Below are 18,759 nucleotides of genomic sequence, written 5' to 3'. Positions count from 1 at the left end.
CAGGCGGGCTCAGGCCGCTGCTGCACTGCGCGCGAGTTCGGCTGCACGCTGTTCGATCGCCAGCAGCAGGCGGGCCACGTTTTCCGAACTCTTCAGGTCGCCAACATCCAGCAGCAAAGCTGCGGCACGGGCCATCGCTTCGATTTCCTTCGCAGCGTCTTCGGTGGAGGGTTGGGCAGTGAGGGGCATGGCTTGATGGACACCTTATCCTGCCTGCGGGGCAGAGCTGGCCATTCTGCGGCACACGCCGGACAGGTCAACGGCCAGCCAGCTCTTTTCCCGCCAACAGTGCGTCAAAAGTCACGCTGGCGGTACAAGTTCTGCCTGAACCGGGGTTTCGTTGCCGGGCGTCGCACGGTTCCGGCTGGCACAAGGAAAAACCCCGCCAATCTTGCGACTGGCGGGGTTTCTGTTTGGTGCCGGAGAGATGAATCGAACACCCGACCTTCTCATTACGAATGAGCTGCTCTACCGACTGAGCTACACCGGCGAAGCCGAAATTATACCTTCTCGCCGTGGTAGGACGTGACGCGCTCCACCTCGTTCTTCGAGCCCAGGATCACGCTGACGCGCTCGTGCAGGCTGGTGGGCTGGATGTCGAGGATGCGCTGGCGGCCGTTGGTGGCGGCACCGCCGGCCTGCTCAATGAGCCAGCTCATGGGGTTGGCTTCGTACATCAGGCGCAACTTGCCGGGTTTGTTGGGCTCGCGCTTGTCCCAGGGGTACATGAAGACGCCGCCGCGGGTCAGGATGCGGTGCACGTCGGCCACCATGCTGGCGATCCAGCGCATGTTGAAGTCCTTGCCGCGCGGGCCGGTCTGACCCAGCAGGCATTCGTCGATGTAGCGCTTCACCGGTTCGTCCCAGTGGCGCATATTGCTCATGTTGATCGCGAATTCCTTGGTGTCTTCCGGAATCTTCACGTCCTCCTGCGTCAGGACGAAGGACCCCTGCTCGCGGTCCAGTGTGAACATGGCCACGCCGTCACCCACGGTGAGCACCAATGTGGTTTGCGGGCCGTAGACGCAGTAGCCGGCGGCCACCTGCTGCTTGCCCGGCTGCAGGAAGTCGCTCGCGCTGACCGGTTCGACGGTCTTGGGGTCGTCATTGTGTTTCTTCAGCACGCTGAAGATGGTGCCGATGCTGACATTGACGTCGATGTTGCTGGAGCCGTCCAGGGGATCAAACAGCAGCAGATACTCACCCAGGGGGTAGCGGTTGGGTACGGCGTAGATGTCGTCCATCTCCTCCGATGCCATGGCGGCGAGGTGGCCGCCCCATTCGTTGGCTTCGATCAGCACCTCGTTGGCGATGATGTCCAGCTTCTTCTGCACTTCGCCCTGCACGTTCTCGCTGCCGGCGCTGCCCAGCACGCCACCGAGCGCGCCCTTGTTGACAGCCTGGCTGATGCTCTTGCAGGCGCGGGCCACCACTTCGAGCAGCAGGCGCAGCTCGGACGGGATGTGGCCGTGGGTGCGCTGCTGCTCGACCAGGTAGCGGGTGAGGGAAATCTTGGAAGACATGGATGTTCCTTATTCAGCCAGGGCGCGTGTGACCACCTCGCGCACATCGTTGCTCAGGTCGGGCTTGGCGGCCACGCGGGCGATGGCTTCGCGCGCGGCGTGACGGTAGGGTTCGGCCAGCTTCTTCCAGCGGTCCAGCGCGCGCGCCAGGCGCGCGGCGACCTGCGGGTTGATGCCGTCCAGCTCCAGCACGCGTTCGCTCCAGTAGACATAACCGGCGGCATCGGCGCGGTGGAAGGCACCGGGGTTGGCACTGCAGTAGCTGAAAATCAGGCTGCGCGCGCGGTTGGGGTTGCGCAGGTTGAAGTCCGGGTGCGTCATCAACTGGCGCACGGCCGGCAGCACCTGGCCGCCGCGGTCGCAGTTGCCGGCCTGCAGCGCGAACCATTTGTCCAGCACCAGGGCTTCGTCCTTGAACAGGGCGTGGAAACGCTCCAGCGCCTGGCTGGCCAGTTCGTGGCCGCTGTTGACCAGGGCACCCAGGGCGTTGAAGCGGTCGGTCATGTTGCCGGCGTCCTTGAAACGCTGGTAGGTCTTGCCGGGCCAGATCACATCGCCGGTTTCGCGGGCCGCCAGGCACAGCATGGTGAGCGCCAGGCCGGTGAGGGCGCGGCGGCCCGAGGAGACGGCGTCCGGACGGTAGGCGCCGGTGGCCTGGTGTTCCTCATAGGCCCAGGCCCAGTCGTGGCGCAGCTCCAGTGCCAGTTGCTGGCGCATGGATTCGCGCACGGCGTGCACACGCTGCGGATCCACCACGTCCAGCTGCTCGGACATATAGGTCTCGGCGGGCAGGGTGAGCACCAGATCCTTGAAGGCGGCGTCCAGCGTGGGGTGACGCAGCACCTGGCGCATGGCGTCGATGTAGGCGGCATCCAGCACCTTGGCTTCGCCGGGCTGGGCGCTGCCGCGGATGAAGACCAGTGCGCGCTTGACCGCCAGGCGCTGGCCAGCTTCCCAGCGGTTGAAGGGGTCGGTGTCGTGGGCCAGCAGGGCCAGCAACTGCGCGTCGCTGTAGTCGTAGGCCAGCACCACGGGGGCGCTGAAACCGCGCAGCAGCGAGGGCACGGGCTCGGCATCCACGTTGACGAAACGCAGCGTCTGCGAGGCGTCGGTCAGCACGATGGTGCGTGAGCTGGGGCCGGGTTCGGCCTCGCCCTCCAGCTGCAGCGGCAGGGCACGGCCGTCGGGCGTGATCAGGCCCAGGCTGACCGGGATGACAAAAGGCTCTTTGACGGACTGGCCCGGGGTGGGGGCGCAGGACTGGCTCAGTGTCAGCGTGTAGCTGCGGGTCGCAGCGTCGTACTGCGCGCTGGCGCCCAGGCGCGGCGTGCCGGCCTGGCTGTACCAGCGTTTGAACTGCGGCAGCAGGCGCGCCAGTTCCGAGCCGGGGTTGGCGTCAGCTATGGCCTGGGCGAAGTCGTCGCAGGTCACGGCCTGGCCGTCATGGCGCTGGAAGTACAGGGCCATGCCTTTGGCAAAGCCTTCGCGCGAGGTCAGTGTCTGCTGCATGCGCACGACTTCGGCGCCTTTTTCGTAGACGGTGACGGTGTAGAAGTTATTGATCTCGATGTAGGAGTCCGGACGCACCGGGTGCGCCATGGGGCCGGCGTCCTCGGGGAACTGGGCGGTGCGCAGCACGCGCACGTCCTCGATGCGCTTGACGGCACGGGCCGAGAGGTCGCCCGCCAGGTCCTGGCTGAACTCCTGGTCGCGGAAGACGGTCAGGCCTTCCTTGAGGCTGAGCTGGAACCAGTCGCGGCAGGTGACGCGGTTGCCGGTCCAGTTGTGGAAGTACTCGTGGCCCACCACACTCTCGATGTTCGAATAGTCGGCGTCGGTGGCGGTGGCCTGGTTCGCCAGCACGTACTTGGTGTTGAAGATGTTCAGGCCCTTGTTTTCCATGGCGCCCATGTTGAAGTCGCTGGTGGCGACGATCATGAAGCGTTCCAGGTCCAGCGGCAGGCCGAAGCGGGCCTCGTCCCAGGCCACGGAGGCCATGAGGGAGTTCATGGCGTGCTCGGTCTTGTCCAGGTCACCCGGGCGCACGAAGACCTGCAAGAGGTGGTCCTTGCCGTTGCGCGCGGTGATGCGCTGTTCACGCGCCACCAGCTGGCCGGCGACCAGGGCGAAGAGATAGCAGGGCTTCTTGTGGGGGTCGATCCACTTGGCAAAGTGGCGGCCATCTTCCAGATCGCCTTGCTCGACCAGATTGCCGTTGGACAGCAGCACCGGGTATTTCTTTTTGTCGGCGCGCAGGGTCACCGTGTAGTTGGCCATCACGTCCGGACGGTCCAGGAAATAGGTGATGCGGCGGAAGCCTTCGGCCTCGCATTGCGTGAAGAAAGAGTCGTTGCTCACGTACAGGCCCATGAGCTTGCTGTTCTTCACCGGGGCGCAGGTGGTGAAGATTTCCAGTTCGAAAGGCGCCTCACCCTCGGGCAGGTTTTCCAGAACCAGCTGGCTGCCGTCCATCTTGAAACTCGTGCCCTGGCCGTTGACCAGTACGCGCGCGAGGTTGAGCTCCTCGCCGTCCAGGCGCAGGGGCTGGGGGGCCATGGCCGGGTTGCGACGCAGCGTCATCCTGTTGAGCACGCGGGTCTTGGCCGGGTCCAGGTCGAAGCTCAGCTCGACGGTGTCGATCCAGTAGGCTGGGGCGGTGTAGTCCTCGCGCCGGATGACGTGGGCTTGTCCTTCACGCATGGTGATTCCTTAAACGCCCTGCTTGAGCGAGGCTTCGATGAAGGGGTCGAGGTCGCCGTCCAGCACTTTCTGGGTGGCCGAGGTCTCGTAATTGGTGCGCAGGTCCTTGATGCGGCTCTGGTCCAGCACATAGCTGCGGATCTGGTGGCCCCAGCCCACATCGGTCTTGCTGTCTTCGAGCTTCTGCTGCTCTTCCTGGCGCTTGCGCATCTCGTGGTCGTAGAGGCGGCTGCGCAGGCGTTTCCACGCCACGTCACGGTTGCTGTGCTGGCTGCGGCCGTCCTGGCACTGCACCACGATGCCCGTGGGGATGTGGGTCAGGCGCACGGCCGAGTCGGTCTTGTTGATGTGCTGTCCGCCGGCGCCGCTGGCGCGGAAGGTGTCGGTGCGCACATCGGCCGGGTTGATGTCGATCTCGATGGTGTCATCGATCTCGGGGTAGACGAAGACACTCGCAAAGCTGGTGTGGCGCCCGCCCGAGCTGTCGAAGGGGCTCTTGCGCACCAGGCGGTGCACGCCGGTCTCGGTGCGCAGCAGGCCGAAGGCGTAGTCACCCTCGATCTTGATGGAGGCGCTCTTGATGCCGGCGGTGTCGCCCGGGGTTTCTTCTTCCACCGTGGCCTTGAAGCCCTTGCGCTCGGCGTATTTGAGGTACTGGCGCAGCAGCATGCTGGCCCAGTCGCAGGCCTCGGTGCCGCCCGCACCAGCCTGGATGTCCAGGAAGGCGGGCAGGGGGTCGGCCGGGTTGTTGAACATGCGGCGGAACTCGAGCTTCTCCACGATCTCGGAGAGCTTGGCTTCTTCGGCCGAGATGGTCAGCAGGCCGGCCTCGTCGCCTTCTTCCTTGCTCATCTCGTAGAGCTCGGAGTTGTCGGAGAGTTCGCTGGTGAGTTTGTCCAGTGTGACAACCACGTCGTCCAGCGCCTTCTTTTCGCGGCCCAGCTCCTGGGCGCGTTTGGGGTCGTTCCAGACCGTGGGGTCTTCGAGCGAGGCGTTGACCGTCCTCAGTCGTTCAGCCTTGGCATCGTAGTCAAAGATACCTCCGGAGCTCGACCGTGCGCTGGCTCAGGTCGGCCAGTTTGGTACCGATGGCATTGATTTGTTCTGCGTCCATGATGGGGAATCCTGTCTGTGTTCTGCGGGGGGCGATTTGCCGGTGGGCCCTGTTGATGGCCCGGAACCCTTGATTTTAGGCCCTCCGCCCAAAGCCGGGCGGACGACTCAGGGGCCGGCAAACCCTTCGAAGCTGTGGCTATAGCCGATCACCACGCCGGCCGTGCCCAACAGCATGAGGTTGACCGAGCCGTTGGCGCTGATCTTGTAGCCCAGCGACGGGATGATGCCGGGGGAAAAGCCTTCCCAGTTCAAAGGCACCTTGTCTGCGTATTCGCCCGTGTAGCCGTAGATGATGCCGGCCGAGACCTTGAGTGAGAGCTTGGGCTGACCCAGAAAGTCGTGCCAGTGATACCCCGCATAGGCGTAGGCCGAGGGCTGGCCAAAGGAGTTGCGGAACAGGGCCAGCCCGACCAGGCGCTGGCGGTCCAGATGCTGTTCCACCGAAATCACAAAGGCATATTTGTGCGCGGGGTCGTCACGCCAGTGGTAGACGACGGGCGCGATCGTGAGGGTCAGGGGGGTGGGGGCGGCCGCTTCGCCGATGGCGGGCGGCGGCGTGGTGTCCGTCTGGGCCAGGCTGGCGCCGGCCCAGAGCAGGGCGCCAGCGAGGCTGAACACGCGCGTCAGAAAGTGCATGGGACGGAGACGTCCTAGCACTGCGCCCCAGAAGTATCGAAACATGAAAGCGCGCCTTCGCGCGCATGGCCGTGTTGCAAATCCTCGCCATAGCGAAGGCTATGGCTGTGGTTTGCGCCTGGCCCTGCGCACGAATTCATCGCTTTCATCATGTTCCTCTACCTCGGGGTTGCAGTACTAGCCGGCCAGGAAATTCTCGATGAGCCGGGCCAGCTGCTCGGGCTGGTCATGGTGCAGCATGTGGCCGGCGTCCTGGATCAGGGCCTGCTGCAGCTGGGGCACGCTTTTCAGGCGCTCGTGGAATTCGGCCAGGGTGTACTTGCCCTCCCACCACTGCTCCATCTGGTTGTGGCTGGCTTCCACTGACAGCACAGGCGCCGTGATGGCGGCAAAGGCGGCCAGCACCTCATCCACGCGATAGAGCTGGGCGTTGACGATCTTGTGCGCGGCGTCGCCCAGGATCTCCCATTGTCCCCGGGCATTGGGCCGTGCCCAGTGCTGCGCCAGCCACTGCGCCTTGTCTTCGCCCAGGCGCGGGTTGGTCTTCATGAGGCGGCGCGCCACCCCGGCAGCATCGTCATAGCTTTTCAGGGCCAGTTCACCACGGTGCAGGCTCTTGAGCTCGTCCATCCACTGGGCATAACGCTTGGGGGCTTTCTCCGGTTTGCTGGCTGGCATGCCGAAGCCTTCCAGGTTGACCAGGCGGCGGATGCGCTGGGGGCGGGCACCGGCGTAGAGCATGACCACGTTGCCGCCCATGCTGTGACCTACCAGGTCCACAGGCCGCTCGCCCGCGTAGTGGTCGAGCAGGAAGTCCAGATCGGCCAGGTAATCAGGGAACCAGTAGTTGTCGTGCCCTGGGCATTCAGTCAGCCCGAAACCGCGCCAGTCGGCGGCGATGATGGTGCGGCCCTGCACGAAGGCCGGGCTGAAGGCGTCCACCATGAACTGGTAGGACGCCGCCACGTCCATCCAGCCGTGCATGAGCACCAGCGGCGGCAGGGCTGATTCGGCCTCACCCCAGTGCAGCACGTGGTACTGGAGGTTGCGGACCCGGGTAAATTCGCTGCGGGCGGGACGTCGGACTTGGTACATTTATCCAATCATACGGAGACACCACATGGCAAGCAGTCAAGACCGGGACAACTATGCGTCTTTGCACGGCCAGTTCCGCTGGCTGGTGCCGGATGAATTCAACATCGCCGAGGTCTGCAGCCGGCGCTGGGCGCGGACGGCCGATGCCGGCCAGCGCATCGCCATCCATGCCGACGGGCCCGGCCTGCAGCCGCGCGCCCACAGCTACGCCGAACTCCAGCACCAGGCCAACCGCCTGTCGAATGCCTTGGCCCAGCTGCGGGTGGGCCAGGGCGACCGCGTGGCCATCGTGCTGCCGCAGCGCTTCGAGACCGCGGTGGCCTACATGGCCGTGTTCCAGCTGGGCGCGGTGGCCATGCCGCTGTCCGCGCTGTTCGGGCCCGAGGCTCTGGAATTCCGCCTGAACGACAGCGCGGCCTCGGTCCTGATTTGCGACGACGCGTCCATCTTCAACATCCAGAACATCCGTGGCGAGTGCGAGGCCTTGCGTCATGTGATCGGCGTGGGCTCCAGCGCCAGCGGTGACGCCGGTGGCGGCGCGGCCGGCATGGCCGACCTGGATTACGCGGCCCTGCTGGCGCAGCATCCGCCCGAATATGAGCCGGTGCGCACGCGTGCCGATGACCCGGCCGTGCTGATCTACACCAGCGGCACCACGGGCAACCCCAAGGGCGCCCTGATCCCGCACCGCGCGCTGATCGGTAACCTGACGGGTTTCGTCTGCAGCCAGAACTGGTTTGGTTTCGATCCCGATCCGGCTCCCTCCAACGTGCGGGGGAGGGTCGGGGTGGGCGCGAGCACGGAAAAGACAAAGTCCAGCGCCAGGCTGCCGGAACCGAAAACGCAAAGCGTTTTCTGGTCTCCGGCGGACTGGAGCTGGACGGGCGGTCTGATGGATGCACTCTTGCCCTCGCTGTATTTCGGTCGTCCCATCGTGGCCTGGAACGGCCGTTTCAGTCCACAGACTGCTTTCGAGCTGCTGCAGAAATACGAGGTGACCCACACCTTCCTCTTCCCCACGGCGCTGAAAGCCATGATGAAGGCTTTCCCGCGGCCGAAGAAGTTCTTCAAGCTCAGGTTGCAGGCCATCATGAGTGCGGGCGAAGCGGTGGGCGATGCGGTGTTCGGTTACTGCAAGAAGGAACTGGGCGTGACGGTGAACGAGATGTTCGGCCAGACCGAGGTCAACTACATCGTTGGCAACTGCGCGATCTTCTACCCGGCCAAACCCGGCAGCATGGGCAAGAGCTACCCGGGCCACCGGGTGGCGGTGATCGACGAGCAGGGGCGCGAATGCGCCAGCGGTACGCTCGGCGAGGTGGCGATCCACCGCCTGGACGTGCATGGTGATCCGGACCCGATCTTCTTCCTCGGTTACTGGAAAAACGAGGCGGGCACCCGTGACAAGTACACCGGCGACTGGTGCCGTACCGGCGACCTGGCACTGCAGGACAAGGATGGCTACCTCTGGTACCAGGGCCGTGCCGATGACATGTTCAAGGCCGCGGGCTACCGCATCGGCCCGGGTGAGATCGAGAACTGTCTGGTCAAGCACCCGGCCGTGGCCAATGCTGCCGTGGTACCGAAGCCCGATACCGAGCGTGGTGCGCTGGTAAAGGCCTATGTGGTCCTGACGGCGGAGGCTGCAGCCGAGCGTGGGGACGAACCCGTCTCGCGCAACGAGTGGGAGCGGCGCCTGATGATCGACCTGCAGCGGCACGTGAAGGGCCAGCTGGCGCCCTACGAGTATCCCAAGGAGATCGAGTTCCTCGATGCCCTGCCCATGACGACCACGGGCAAGGTGCAACGCCGCGTGCTGCGCTTGCAGGAGGAGGCCCGTTATGCCCAGCGCCGCGCGGTTTAAGCCCGGGCTGGCGCGGCGCGTGGCGCTGCTGTCCTGGTCACAGTGGCTGCTGCTGCCCGTCATTCCGCTGGTGGCTATTTCCCAGGGGAGCAGGCCGGCCGTGGTCCTCTTTTTCGCGATCATGCCGGGGCTGGGCCTGCTGCTGGCCTTGCGCGCCTGGGAGAAGAGTCTGCGCCGCCAGTTCGTGCGTGAGGCGCCGCTGCCGCGCTTTCTGGGCGCCAAGCTGCGCGAGCAGTATCCCCAGCTCAGCCAGCGTGACACCGAGCTGGTGCTGCGCGGCCTGCGGCAGTTCTTCATGGCGCATCTGCGCAGCGGCCGCGCCTTCGTGGCCATGCCTTCGCGTGTGGTGGACGCGGCCTGGCATGAATTCATCCTGCACACGCGCGGCTACGAGTTATGGTGCGACACAGCTTTCGGCCGGCTCTTGCACCACAGTCCGGCCGAGGTGCTGGGCCGGGACGCACGGCGCAACGACGGCCTGCGCCGCGTGTGGTTCTGGGCCTGCAAGGAGGAGAGCATCGACCCGCGCCAACCCAGCCGCCTGCCGCTGCTGTTTGCGCTGGACCGGAAATTCGGGATTCCCGGCGGTTTCAACTATGTGCCTGACTGCCGCGAGATCGATCGCCAGAGCGGTTCCGACGCCTATTGCGGGACCAGCTTTGGCGGAAGCGACGGTGGTGGAGGTGGCGACGCGCCCGGTGATGCCGCAGGTTTTGGCGGGGTCGACAGCAGTGCCAGCGGGGGCAGCGATGGCGGCTCTGACGGCGGTGGTTGCGGTGGGGGTGGGGACTAGGTTTGCCAAGTCGCGCTACGATGGCGCGCCGCGTTTGCGCTTTCCTTCCCATCAATATCTGCACTGTCTTCTTATGAATCTAGTACAACTCGGCCGCAGCGAGCTGCGCGTCACCCCCATCTGCCTGGGCACCATGACCTTCGGCGAGCAGGTCAGCGAGGCCGCCGCTCACGCCATCCTGGACCGCGCACTGGAGCGCGGCATCAACTTCCTGGACACGGCCGAGATTTACTCGGTGCCCACCAAGGCGGAGACCTACAACGCCACCGAGAAGATCATCGGCAACTGGTTCGCCAGCCGTCCCGGCGCGCGCCAGAAGATGGTGGTGGCCACCAAGGTGGCCGGTCCGTCGCGCGGCATGGACTGGGTCCGCAAGGGCAGCCCCAACGTGACGCCAGCCGAGATGCTGGCCGCCTGCGACGACAGCCTCAAGCGCCTGAAGACCGACGTCATCGACCTCTACCAGATCCACTGGCCGCTGCGCCACGTGCCCATGTTCGGCCAGATGTATTTCGATCCGGCCAAGGACGATCTCACGGTCACGTCCATCCACGAACAGCTGGAGGCCCTGGGCAAGCTGGTGAAGGCTGGCAAGGTGCGGGCGATCGGTCTGTCGAACGAGTCACCCTATGGTGTGCACGAGTTCGTGCGTCTGGCGGAGCAGCATGGCCTGCCGCGCGTGGCCACGGTGCAGAACCCCTACTGCCTGGTGAACCGCACGGTGGAAAACGCACTGGACGAAACCCTGCATCGCCTGGGCGTCTCGTTGCTGGCCTACTCACCGCTGGGTTTCGGCCTGCTCACGGGTAAGTACGATGCCAGCGGTTTCCTCGGGGCCGACGCGCCCAAGGACGGGCGCATCACCAGGTTCGAGAGTGTGCGCAAGCAGCGCTGGGGCCGCGCCGAGGCGCTGGAGGCCGCGCGCCGTTACAACGCCCTGGCGCGTGAACACGGCCTCACGCCCACAGAGATGGCCTTGGCCTTCTGCTACACCAAGTGGCAGGTGAGCAGCACCATCATCGGCGTGACGTCCGTCGCGCAGCTGGACGAGGACCTCAATGCCTGGGGTACCACGCTGAGCCCGGAACTGCTCAAGGCCATCGACGCGATCCGCAAGGAAATGCGCGACCCGGCCGTCTGAACCAGGACACCCCCACGCTTGCGCACCGCGGGTCGCCGCTGCCCTCTCTGGGGGCTGAGGCCGGTCTAAGCCTGCCTGCGCCGGCTTGGACCGGCCGAAGAGACGCGCACCTCTCGTGCCCTCAGGTCTTGTCGCCTTGGGGCGGCCCGGCGCTGACTCACGCCGCACTTGCCTACTTCAGCAGGAACTTCAGCAGCTTGTCCGTCAGCGGACCGTAGGGCGGCGCCAGCAGCCTGGCGGTGGAGAAGCGTGCCTGGTGGAAGACCGGGCGCAGCTTGGAGAAGGTCAGGAAACCCTCATGGCCGTGGTAGTGGCCCATGCCCGAGGCGCCGACGCCGCCAAAGGGCAGCTCTTCCTGGCCCACGTGGAAGAGCGCGTCGTTGATGGAGACGCCGCCCGACATCACGCGTGTGAGCAGCTGAGCCTGCACGGCCTTGTCGTTGGTGAAGGGGTAGAGCGCCAGCGGCCGGGGTCCGGCGTTGATGCGCTTGATCACATCGTCTTCCAGGTCCTCGTAGCTGATCACCGGCAGGATGGGGCCGAAGATCTCGCGCTGCATCAACAGGCAATCGGCGGGCGCGTCCAGCACGATATGCGGTGCGATCTTGCGCAGCTTGGCATCGAAAGGTTTGCCGGAGATCAGCGGGATCACCTGGGCGCCGCGCTGTTTGGCATCGTCCAGCGCATGCAGCAGGCGGGCGTAGGCGATGTCGTCGATGATGGACGTGTAGTCTGGCGAGTCCAGCTTCGGGTAGCGCTTGGGCATGATCTCCTGGGCCAGGCGCACGAACTCCTTGATGCTCCGGTCCGGCACGTAGACATGGTCGACCGTGGTGCAGATCTGGCCGGCGTTGAGGTACTTGACGTAGAGCAGGCGCTCGGCCGCCGTGCGCAGCGGGAAGTCCTCGCACACGATGGCGGGTGATTTGCCGCCCAGTTCCAGCGTCACCGGGCAGAGGTTGCTGGCGGCGGCGGCCATCACGGCGCGGCCGGTCTGGCCCGAGTCCGTGAAGAGCAGGTGGTCGAAGGGCAGCCTGGAGAACTCGATGCCCACGCCGCCGGTCTCGTCGAAGAACTGCAGCTTCTCCTCGGGGAAGTAGTCGGGCATCTCCTTGATCAGTAGCCTGGCCAGGTGGCGCGAGTTCTCGCTCATCTTGACCATGGCGCGGTTGCCCGCGGCAAAGATGGCGACCAGCGGCAGCAGGCTGAGGTTGAGCGGGAAGTTCCATGGCACGATGACCCCGACCACGCCCAGCGGCTGCGGGATCACGCGGTTGCTCGCCAGGCCGAAGGCCATGCGGTCGATGCCGCGGCGTTGCGGCTTCATCCAGCGCTTGAGCCGTTTGAGTGTGTGGTGGATGCCCTTGAGCACCGGCATGATTTCGGTCAGCAGGGTTTCGTGGCGCGAGCGGTTGCCGTAGTCGGCGTTGATGGCGTCGCAGATGGCGTCCTGGTGCTCGCGCACGAAACGCTCGAGTTTGCGCAGGTCGGCGCAGCGGCTTTCATGGTCAGGTTCCGGGTTGGCGAGGTAGGCGGCGCGCTGGCGCTTGAGGGCGGCTTCCAGCGCGGTGCGGACCAGGGCACCGGCGGCATCATTGACAGCGTTCATCGTCACTCTCCTTGTTTTTCTTCAGTTGGCCATGTAGCGGCCGGCGCGATGGTTGATGGCCAGCGTGAGGTTCAGTACCACGGCTCCGGCCACGGACAGGACCACCTGCAGCAGCGGTGCAGTGGCCAGCGCCAGCAGAAGTATGAGCGAATCCACGGCCATTTGCACGTGGCCGGCACGCCAGCCCCGGGTCTCCTGCAGCCAGAAGGCCAGGATGCCCACACCGCCCAGGCTGGCGCGGTGGCGGAACAGGATGAGAAAGCCCACGCCCAGCAGCACGCCGCCCACCAGGGCGGCGTAAAGCGGCTGTACCTGTTCGAAGGTGATGAAGTGGGGCGTGAGTTCGCTCAGCACCGAGAGCAAGGCCACGGCGATCATGGTCTTGACCAGGAAGGCCCGGTCCAGACGACGCCAGGCCAGCACATAAAAGGGCAGGTTGAGCACGAAGAACACCGGCCCGAAACCCCAGCCCGTGCCGTAGTGCAGCAGGAAGGCGATGCCGGCCGTGCCACCGCTGAGCAGCTGCGCATGCTGGAACAGCGCCACCGCCAGGGCGATCAGCGCCGTGCCCGAGAGCAGGGCCAGCGCATCCTCGGCCCTGCTGTGGCGCAGGGGCGGCGTGTCGTGGGGTGGGTTCATGCACTGGAATTGTGGCACTGCCCGGTCACGCAGGGGCCCTTTCCTTGAGGGAAAATTCACACATGGCCAAGAAAGAACACGTCTCCGAAACCCCTGCCACCCAGTTGCTCAAGTCGCACAAGGTGGCGTACACCGAGCACCCGTACGAGTATCTGGAGCATGGCGGCGCCCAGCACAGCGCGCAGGTGCTGGGCTGGGATCCTTACACGGTGGTGAAGACGCTGATCATGCAGGACCAGGACGCGAAACCGCTGGTGGTGCTGATGCACGGCAACCGCAAGGTCTCGACCAAGAACCTGGCGCGGCAGATCGGCGCCAAGTCGGTGGAACCCTGCAAGCCCGAGGTGGCCAACCGCCATAGCGGCTATCTGGTGGTTATAGGCTAGTCAAATATTTATTAATTGATGATCGAGGAGGTGTCTTCTTAGATGTAATATGATTTATTCTGATGACGGAAGATCATTAAATAATGAACCGCAAGACGTACTCAGTGCACGCCACGGCAAAGAGTGGCGAGTTCGCGAAGAAGTATCCAGCGCTTGCTCACCTGCCATTCATTCTGGATTCCGAACTCAGGTATCACCGGGACGCCAACGCGTATTTGATTGACCGTGGGCTTGGATTTCCGGTTGGTGCAGCACAAGGCCAGTTCTTCAGCAGAAGAATCCCAGCACTTCGGTCGATGAAAAACTATGCAGCATGGCTTTCCAACTTCCTTGAATGGGCCGACACGCGGCGAGTGAGCTTGGAGTCCTGTGACTACGGTAAGCACATTGCTGGGCGATATCAGAAAGAGATGATGAAAGGCGTTTGGTCGGATTCGGGAAGTCCGCTATTGCCTACCACTTTCAACCCTCGTGTTGACCAAGCCTGTGACTTCTTGCTCTGGATGATATCGACAGGGCGCAGGAAGACTCCATTTGTTGTGCCATTCAACAAGGTCAAGATCCCACTCGACATTTCGATTGATTCATCCAGCGGCAGAACAAAGGAAGTAAGCGTTCGACAAGGTAAGGTGAAACGAAAATCATCTACTCTCTTCATGCCGTCCGACGAGCAGGTGTTGAAATGGCTTGGCCAAACTAGGGAGCTAAAAGGCTACACGGTATGGTTGATGTGCTACACGGTGCTTGTCACAGCAATGAGGCGCGAAGAGGTTGTCTGTCTGAGAACGGATTCTCTTCCGATGAATCCATCGACTTGGAAGGTTGTTAATCCACAGGCTCCAGAGCATCTCCGCAATGTTCAAATTGCGATCAAATACGGCACCAAAGGCCCCGATCTTGGCGAAGACCACGGTGACAAGATTGGACCATCCAGAAATATATTGATCCCGCTGACTCTGGCCAATTTGTGGCAAGAGTATCGGAAAAATCAACGAGCACAGGCCTTCGGTAAAGCGATGAAGAACGTAAGGGGTCGGGCGGAAAGAGATGCGCGATCGAGAAGCGCAGTCCACCTGTTTCTTCGTGATGACGATGGCGAACGATTCAAAGGCGAGAAGTTTGGAAAGGATTGGGCGGCTGCGCCAACGCCATTCGGGGAAGAAGATCATGACGATGGTGCAGCGCAGTGGTCACCGCATAGCGGGCGCCATTGGTGGGCATGTTCCACACTTTGGCGGGAGCTGAAGAAGTACGACAACGTTTCGCATCCAACCAATGAGACGATAGCGGCGTTAATCGAAAATTCGGCGCTGAGCATCATTCGTCTCCAGATACAACCACAGCTCGGTCACTCCAACAAGGAGACCACGATGCTTTACCTGAAATGGGTGAAGGATATGCTGTCAATCCCAGTAACCCTCTATGACGACGAAGATGTCTAGTCGCCCGCCTGATGCTGGCGTTGCCGGTGAGTCGAGCCGCGAATGAGGCTGAGGTCAAGCAAGAACACGAAGGATCGGCTGCGCGAACACAATTCGCTTGAGCTGGCCCTCGATTCAATCACGCCGGCACCATTATCGGAATCGCTGGTATTTCGCACACAGCACCCCACCAAGCCTTGCTACGTCGATCTAACTTGCTTTGAGCGCGGACGAGAGCATGCCACTCGGGGGGGTAAAAGGAGATGGCTGGGTGCATATAGTGGTCGCCCCGAGCTGATCAGGGAGTTGTTGCCGGCATTGATTGATCGGTTAACGTCCTTGTCAGAGAAGACGACCCGTCACTACACTGAAGCGCTTACATCCTGGTGGCGTGTACTTGACGATGTAGAGTCAAGAGGTGGCGAACAATTTCGCGTCACATCAGTAGCACATCTTTCCGATGTACATCGCCAAGTTGCGATGAACAAGGGCGTGCCGACGAAGCACTTCGCCTTGCTTTTAACGGTAATAAACCCGACTCGAAATGCTCTGGGACTCAAGGCGCTTCACTGGGCATTGCCACCTTCGACTGAGTCGAATAGATTTTTGGTTCCGAAGGCGGACTTTGAGGTTGTGAGAAGGAAGTTGAAGAGGAAATGGTTTGACATCCTTGATCGTTGGGATCGAGCGGAAGCAATGGTCAGCAGATCCACTCAGACCGACAGCGGCGCATGTTTCGACGAACCAACATACGTTGATAGATCAGGGCGGGACAACCAAGATCAGGAACGACTGCGGAGGAACTATGTTCACTTCCAGCGTGTCGTGGCCCTAACCGGCGATGGTCGCCCTAGCGCCGAGGCGCTATATCAAGGGTTGACGTCGTCAAGGTTTAGCGTACTTGGCTATAGCGTTCGCGAGATGTTGAACGGCTTTTACCCTAACGGCGACGATGTTCGTGTGGCGTTTCACCTTTGTCTTGCGACGACCGGCTGGAATCCAGCAGTTCTTTTGAATCTGGATGTGAATCTATCGTTTATCGAGCCACATCCGATGGACAGCAATCGGTACGTGATGCGAGGTGTGAAAGATCGCGCAGGTGGTGCCGAACAAATACATGAGGGCTTATTCAAATCCCAAAGCAGTGCGGGAGGAATCCTTCAGACCCTGATCAAGAGAACTGAGCCACTAAGAGCGCATCTGAGGGTAAAGCTTGAAGAGTGTCTTCGCCAGCGAGAGGGGCAGGTTGGCTCAAAAAGCGAAAAAGAGCAGATGGAACTTGATCGTAGAGTCATGGAGTTGCAAAAGGCGTTGCGTTCGCCATGGATCTTTGCATCGACCGCAACTCAAGGAGATTTGGTCGCAAGGTTGACTGATACCAGCTACACATCATCATCGAATGCTGTAGCGGGGTCGTATATGCAAGTGCTAGTTGCTGAAATTAATCAGGCACTACCAGCTGAGCGTCAGATCGGAAATATAAGGGCAACTGATTTTCGCGATGGCTATGCCTACGATATCTACCACGCGAGTGGTGGGTCGATACTTGCTGTGTACAAGGCGTTGGGGCATAAGAGCATCAAGTCGACATCGGTCTATGTTCGCAACACGCTGCTGAAGGATGAGCATAGGAAGCTCTTTGGAACTTTCAACCACGCGTTATGGACCGAGCTAGAAGGCAAGGCAGTTGTCGATCCGACCGTCATTGCCAAGTGGTCCCGAGATGGACCCGTGTCCGAGCAGGATCGGGTACGCCTCTCCACCTACCGCGCGTTGATGATTACTCGTTTGGGGACTGGATGCAAAGATCCTTATCACCCCCCGAAGCATATTGCCCCAACTTTCACGGCGGACGGTGTAATCATGTGCCATGTTCAGAGGTGCACATTATGTCCTGACCACGTGATCATCATGCCTGAGAGTCTGCCGGGGCTATGTAAGCGTCTGGCAGAGCTCCGACATTTGAAGTCACGAATGAGTGTGGGGCTATTCATCCAGTCGACTGGACTAGACGCGGAGATTGAAAACACTGAGATGGCACTTGCCGGATTTGAGGTTGTTGACGTCAATGAACAGATTTCGGAGTGGACGAGGCGGATCGAATGCGGTGAGCATCGTGTAATCGAACTCGACGGCGCATGATAAGAAAGATGAGGAGTCAATCATGGCGCAGAGCGCAAAAGTAGAAACACACGCGCATTTCCGAGAAGTCGGGTTTTGCGGCGAAAGTGATGGTGAAGTTGATGCGACGCGCGCCGCTGCCCTTAGTCGCGTACAAGTATCCGACATCCAGCGACTAGATTCGAAGCAAATACTTCTGATTCAGTCAGTACTTAAAAATGGGAAAAGGTTTGGATTCTGGGCGACGCCCCAGCATTGGCTTGTCGCGTCGTTCAAGCGTCGAGCAGCTAACGGAGCATCAATTGATCTGCGGCAACGCATCGTTGATCATTTACCTGAGGATCTACGACATGATATTTCAAAAGAACTAGTTCCGATCCAGCTTCGCTCAACACTAGACAGAGTCCTTGATCTAGCGGTACTCGTAATGACACGGTACTTGATTCTGCTGCGTATGGGGCCTGTAGGCATGAAGCGATCAAAGTATCGATCTTTGGATGTAAGTACGATTTTTCGACTTGCAAGCGCGCAGCTTCCTCCCCTGTTTGCGGCGGGGGTTTGTCGAATGCTCAAATCGAACAAAGTAGGAGCTGACGTTAACCTCCATCTCAAGGCCGGAGGACAGTATGGGGCAGACTCCTTTCTTCGCTTCTTAAAGGGAGAAGATATAGAGGGGCTCAGTGGAGGGGCTCAAAGGGCAGCGAGAAACGAATCCAGGCGCATGCAGATGATGCATGAGATGGACATCTGGGATGACGTGCCCAGGCTTGATCAACAGTCAAAAGCGATGTTGATGACGAGTGAACGAAAGTTTGCGGAAAAAAGAGCGTCGGCAGAGAACCCCCATTTACCCCTGCCAGACGATTATGTTGCGCAGATGGGCAGTCGCAGCCTTTGGCTACTGCATGATCTCTATCCGACTCTGATGTCGATCGGCGCAAGGCTGGTGCAGTTATGGGATGAGACGGAAAGCTCAGGAGGTTCTCCTCTGGCGATTCGACAACATCGATATCTAGGCGTCAAGGAAATTATTGAATCTCATAGGTGGATAGATCGAAACGGTAACGCAATTGTGTCTATCCCCTTCCCATTGCAGCTGCCGAAAGAAGTTCATAGTCAAAAAATTGCTAGGGTCAGGGCAGCAGGCCCCGAAAGTGAGCAGCTAGCTTGGCCGCCACGGGGAACGCGAGACATTGTGGCACTGCTTGGTGTCGTTCAGATGGCGCACTATTTCATACTAGCCTTGAGTATGGGGGCCAGGCAGTCTGAGACGTTAGACCTCACTAGGGACGCACTTCGAGTGGATGCACAAGGTTGGTCTGTTCTCCGTGGACATGACGGAGCATTGGTACGGGGTAGAACGTTCAAGCTCGAGGCGAATGTTACGGGAAGGGCAAGGGACTGGTTGCTGCCTGGAGTTGCCGTACTTGCCTACAAGCAGCAAGTGAAGTTGGTTGAGTTGCTCGAAAGACTCAGTCGGATGAAGCCTCGCGAAGCATTCGGGAACGAGGGCAACAGATCGGCGCGCCATCTTTGGGCGCAAGCTGCCGCTGGAACTAGAAGCAACACAGCAAAGCCACTTGGCGACATCAATAGGGCCCTCCATACGTTTGCACGATCGATTGGCATGGCGATTGCTCTGGGCTTCCCCCGATTCCCCGGACGGTTTGCTTAGCCCTTTAAGCCTTCTTCAAACTGGACCGGGCTGAGGAAGT

Annotated in this window: 14 protein-coding genes, 1 tRNA gene and 1 pseudogene; 7 read left to right on the top strand and 9 right to left on the bottom strand. The window is 61.5% G+C overall.

The genetic code is table 11. The features are described 5' to 3' along the window. Positions 1–9: 9 nt before the first annotated feature. The 7 genes from AC1RRP_RS12550 to AC1RRP_RS12520 all read right to left on the bottom strand — a co-directional run bounded on the left by AC1RRP_RS12550 (position 10) and on the right by AC1RRP_RS12520 (position 7,070). Complete coding sequence (locus AC1RRP_RS12550) at positions 10–189, bottom strand: hypothetical protein (protein WP_493036665.1); 180 nt, start codon at positions 187–189, stop codon at positions 10–12. A gap of 225 nt (positions 190–414) precedes the next feature. After that, a tRNA-Thr gene (locus tag AC1RRP_RS12545) sits at positions 415–490 on the bottom strand. A 10-nt stretch (positions 491–500) separates the two neighbouring features. Next, complete coding sequence (locus AC1RRP_RS12540; RefSeq protein WP_493036663.1) at positions 501–1,523, bottom strand: class 1 fructose-bisphosphatase; 1,023 nt, start codon at positions 1,521–1,523, stop codon at positions 501–503. Between the two features lie 9 nt (positions 1,524–1,532). Further along, a complete protein-coding gene (gene pepN / locus AC1RRP_RS12535) occupies positions 1,533–4,223 on the bottom strand; it encodes an aminopeptidase N (RefSeq protein ID WP_493036661.1) in 2,691 nt (896 codons plus the stop codon). 9 nt (positions 4,224–4,232) lie between these two features. Further along, positions 4,233–5,337, bottom strand: a protein-coding gene (gene prfB / locus AC1RRP_RS12530; RefSeq protein ID WP_493036659.1) for a peptide chain release factor 2 whose coding sequence is annotated in 2 segments (ribosomal slippage) — positions 4,233–5,255 and positions 5,257–5,337 — 1,104 coding nt in all. Because the reading frame shifts where the segments join, the coding sequence is not laid out codon by codon here. Between the two features lie 107 nt (positions 5,338–5,444). Next, complete coding sequence (locus AC1RRP_RS12525; protein ID WP_493036657.1) at positions 5,445–5,975, bottom strand: ABC transporter ATP-binding protein; 531 nt, start codon at positions 5,973–5,975, stop codon at positions 5,445–5,447. Between the two features lie 177 nt (positions 5,976–6,152). Continuing rightward, positions 6,153–7,070 carry an alpha/beta fold hydrolase gene (locus tag AC1RRP_RS12520; RefSeq protein WP_493036655.1) on the bottom strand — a complete coding sequence of 306 codons (918 nt, stop codon included), beginning with the start codon at positions 7,068–7,070 and terminating at the stop codon, positions 6,153–6,155. A 25-nt stretch (positions 7,071–7,095) separates the two neighbouring features. Here AC1RRP_RS12520 and AC1RRP_RS12515 point away from each other — a divergent pair, with 25 nt between their 5' ends. The 3 genes from AC1RRP_RS12515 to AC1RRP_RS12505 all read left to right on the top strand — a co-directional run bounded on the left by AC1RRP_RS12515 (position 7,096) and on the right by AC1RRP_RS12505 (position 10,868). Further along, the gene (locus AC1RRP_RS12515; RefSeq protein ID WP_493036653.1) at positions 7,096–8,934 is read left to right on the top strand and encodes an acetate--CoA ligase; all 1,839 of its coding nucleotides are present in this window, start codon (positions 7,096–7,098) and stop codon (positions 8,932–8,934) included. Then, complete coding sequence (locus AC1RRP_RS12510; RefSeq protein WP_493036651.1) at positions 8,912–9,727, top strand: glycine-rich domain-containing protein; 816 nt, start codon at positions 8,912–8,914, stop codon at positions 9,725–9,727. Before AC1RRP_RS12515 ends, AC1RRP_RS12510 begins: the two co-directional genes overlap by 23 nt. A 73-nt stretch (positions 9,728–9,800) precedes the next feature. Further along, positions 9,801–10,868: an aldo/keto reductase gene (locus tag AC1RRP_RS12505; RefSeq protein WP_493036649.1), complete on the top strand. Its 1,068-nt coding sequence runs from the start codon at positions 9,801–9,803 to the stop codon at positions 10,866–10,868. Positions 10,869–11,040: 172 nt separating this feature from the next. Here AC1RRP_RS12505 and AC1RRP_RS12500 read toward each other — a convergent pair whose 3' ends face one another. After that, positions 11,041–12,477, bottom strand: a complete 1,437-nt coding sequence (locus AC1RRP_RS12500; protein ID WP_493036647.1) for a coniferyl aldehyde dehydrogenase — start codon at positions 12,475–12,477, stop codon at positions 11,041–11,043. A 21-nt stretch (positions 12,478–12,498) separates the two neighbouring features. Next, positions 12,499–13,116, bottom strand: coding sequence for a YitT family protein (locus tag AC1RRP_RS12495; RefSeq protein ID WP_493036645.1), 618 nt, complete (start codon positions 13,114–13,116; stop codon positions 12,499–12,501). 62 nt (positions 13,117–13,178) lie between these two features. Here AC1RRP_RS12495 and AC1RRP_RS12490 point away from each other — a divergent pair. From AC1RRP_RS12490 to AC1RRP_RS12475, 4 genes and pseudogenes are all read left to right on the top strand, one after another. Next, positions 13,179–13,490: pseudogene (locus tag AC1RRP_RS12490) on the top strand (YbaK/EbsC family protein); the annotation flags it as partial. A 95-nt stretch (positions 13,491–13,585) separates the two neighbouring features. Further along, entirely contained in the window at positions 13,586–14,944 is a 1,359-nt protein-coding gene (locus AC1RRP_RS12485; RefSeq protein WP_493036643.1) for a site-specific integrase, read from the top strand. A gap of 459 nt (positions 14,945–15,403) precedes the next feature. Beyond that, positions 15,404–17,065, top strand: a complete 1,662-nt coding sequence (locus tag AC1RRP_RS12480; protein WP_493036641.1) for a hypothetical protein — start codon at positions 15,404–15,406, stop codon at positions 17,063–17,065. Positions 17,066–17,087: 22 nt separating this feature from the next. Next, on the top strand, positions 17,088–18,719 hold the full coding sequence (locus AC1RRP_RS12475) for a hypothetical protein (RefSeq protein WP_493036639.1): 1,632 nt from the start codon (positions 17,088–17,090) through the stop codon (positions 18,717–18,719). The last annotated feature ends 40 nt before the right edge of the window (positions 18,720–18,759 follow it).

Source organism: Hylemonella sp. GW821-FHT12C09 (assembly GCF_058807395.1).
Note: the sequence above shows the minus strand (reverse complement) of the source record. Positions and strands in the feature narration are given on the sequence as shown.

What these genes read in the sequence shown, in the direction of transcription:
- AC1RRP_RS12550 (WP_493036665.1), bottom strand. Translation starts at nt 189, where the DNA reads ATGCCCCTCACTGCCCAACCCTCCACCGAAGACGCTGCGAAGGAAATC.
- AC1RRP_RS12540 (WP_493036663.1), bottom strand. Translation starts at nt 1,523, where the DNA reads ATGTCTTCCAAGATTTCCCTCACCCGCTACCTGGTCGAGCAGCAGCGC.
- pepN (WP_493036661.1), bottom strand. Translation starts at nt 4,223, where the DNA reads ATGCGTGAAGGACAAGCCCACGTCATCCGGCGCGAGGACTACACCGCC.
- AC1RRP_RS12525 (WP_493036657.1), bottom strand. Translation starts at nt 5,975, where the DNA reads ATGCACTTTCTGACGCGCGTGTTCAGCCTCGCTGGCGCCCTGCTCTGG.
- AC1RRP_RS12520 (WP_493036655.1), bottom strand. Translation starts at nt 7,070, where the DNA reads ATGTACCAAGTCCGACGTCCCGCCCGCAGCGAATTTACCCGGGTCCGC.
- AC1RRP_RS12515 (WP_493036653.1), top strand. Translation starts at nt 7,096, where the DNA reads ATGGCAAGCAGTCAAGACCGGGACAACTATGCGTCTTTGCACGGCCAG.
- AC1RRP_RS12510 (WP_493036651.1), top strand. Translation starts at nt 8,912, where the DNA reads ATGCCCAGCGCCGCGCGGTTTAAGCCCGGGCTGGCGCGGCGCGTGGCG.
- AC1RRP_RS12505 (WP_493036649.1), top strand. Translation starts at nt 9,801, where the DNA reads ATGAATCTAGTACAACTCGGCCGCAGCGAGCTGCGCGTCACCCCCATC.
- AC1RRP_RS12500 (WP_493036647.1), bottom strand. Translation starts at nt 12,477, where the DNA reads ATGAACGCTGTCAATGATGCCGCCGGTGCCCTGGTCCGCACCGCGCTG.
- AC1RRP_RS12495 (WP_493036645.1), bottom strand. Translation starts at nt 13,116, where the DNA reads ATGAACCCACCCCACGACACGCCGCCCCTGCGCCACAGCAGGGCCGAG.
- AC1RRP_RS12485 (WP_493036643.1), top strand. Translation starts at nt 13,586, where the DNA reads ATGAACCGCAAGACGTACTCAGTGCACGCCACGGCAAAGAGTGGCGAG.
- AC1RRP_RS12480 (WP_493036641.1), top strand. Translation starts at nt 15,404, where the DNA reads ATGAACAAGGGCGTGCCGACGAAGCACTTCGCCTTGCTTTTAACGGTA.
- AC1RRP_RS12475 (WP_493036639.1), top strand. Translation starts at nt 17,088, where the DNA reads ATGGCGCAGAGCGCAAAAGTAGAAACACACGCGCATTTCCGAGAAGTC.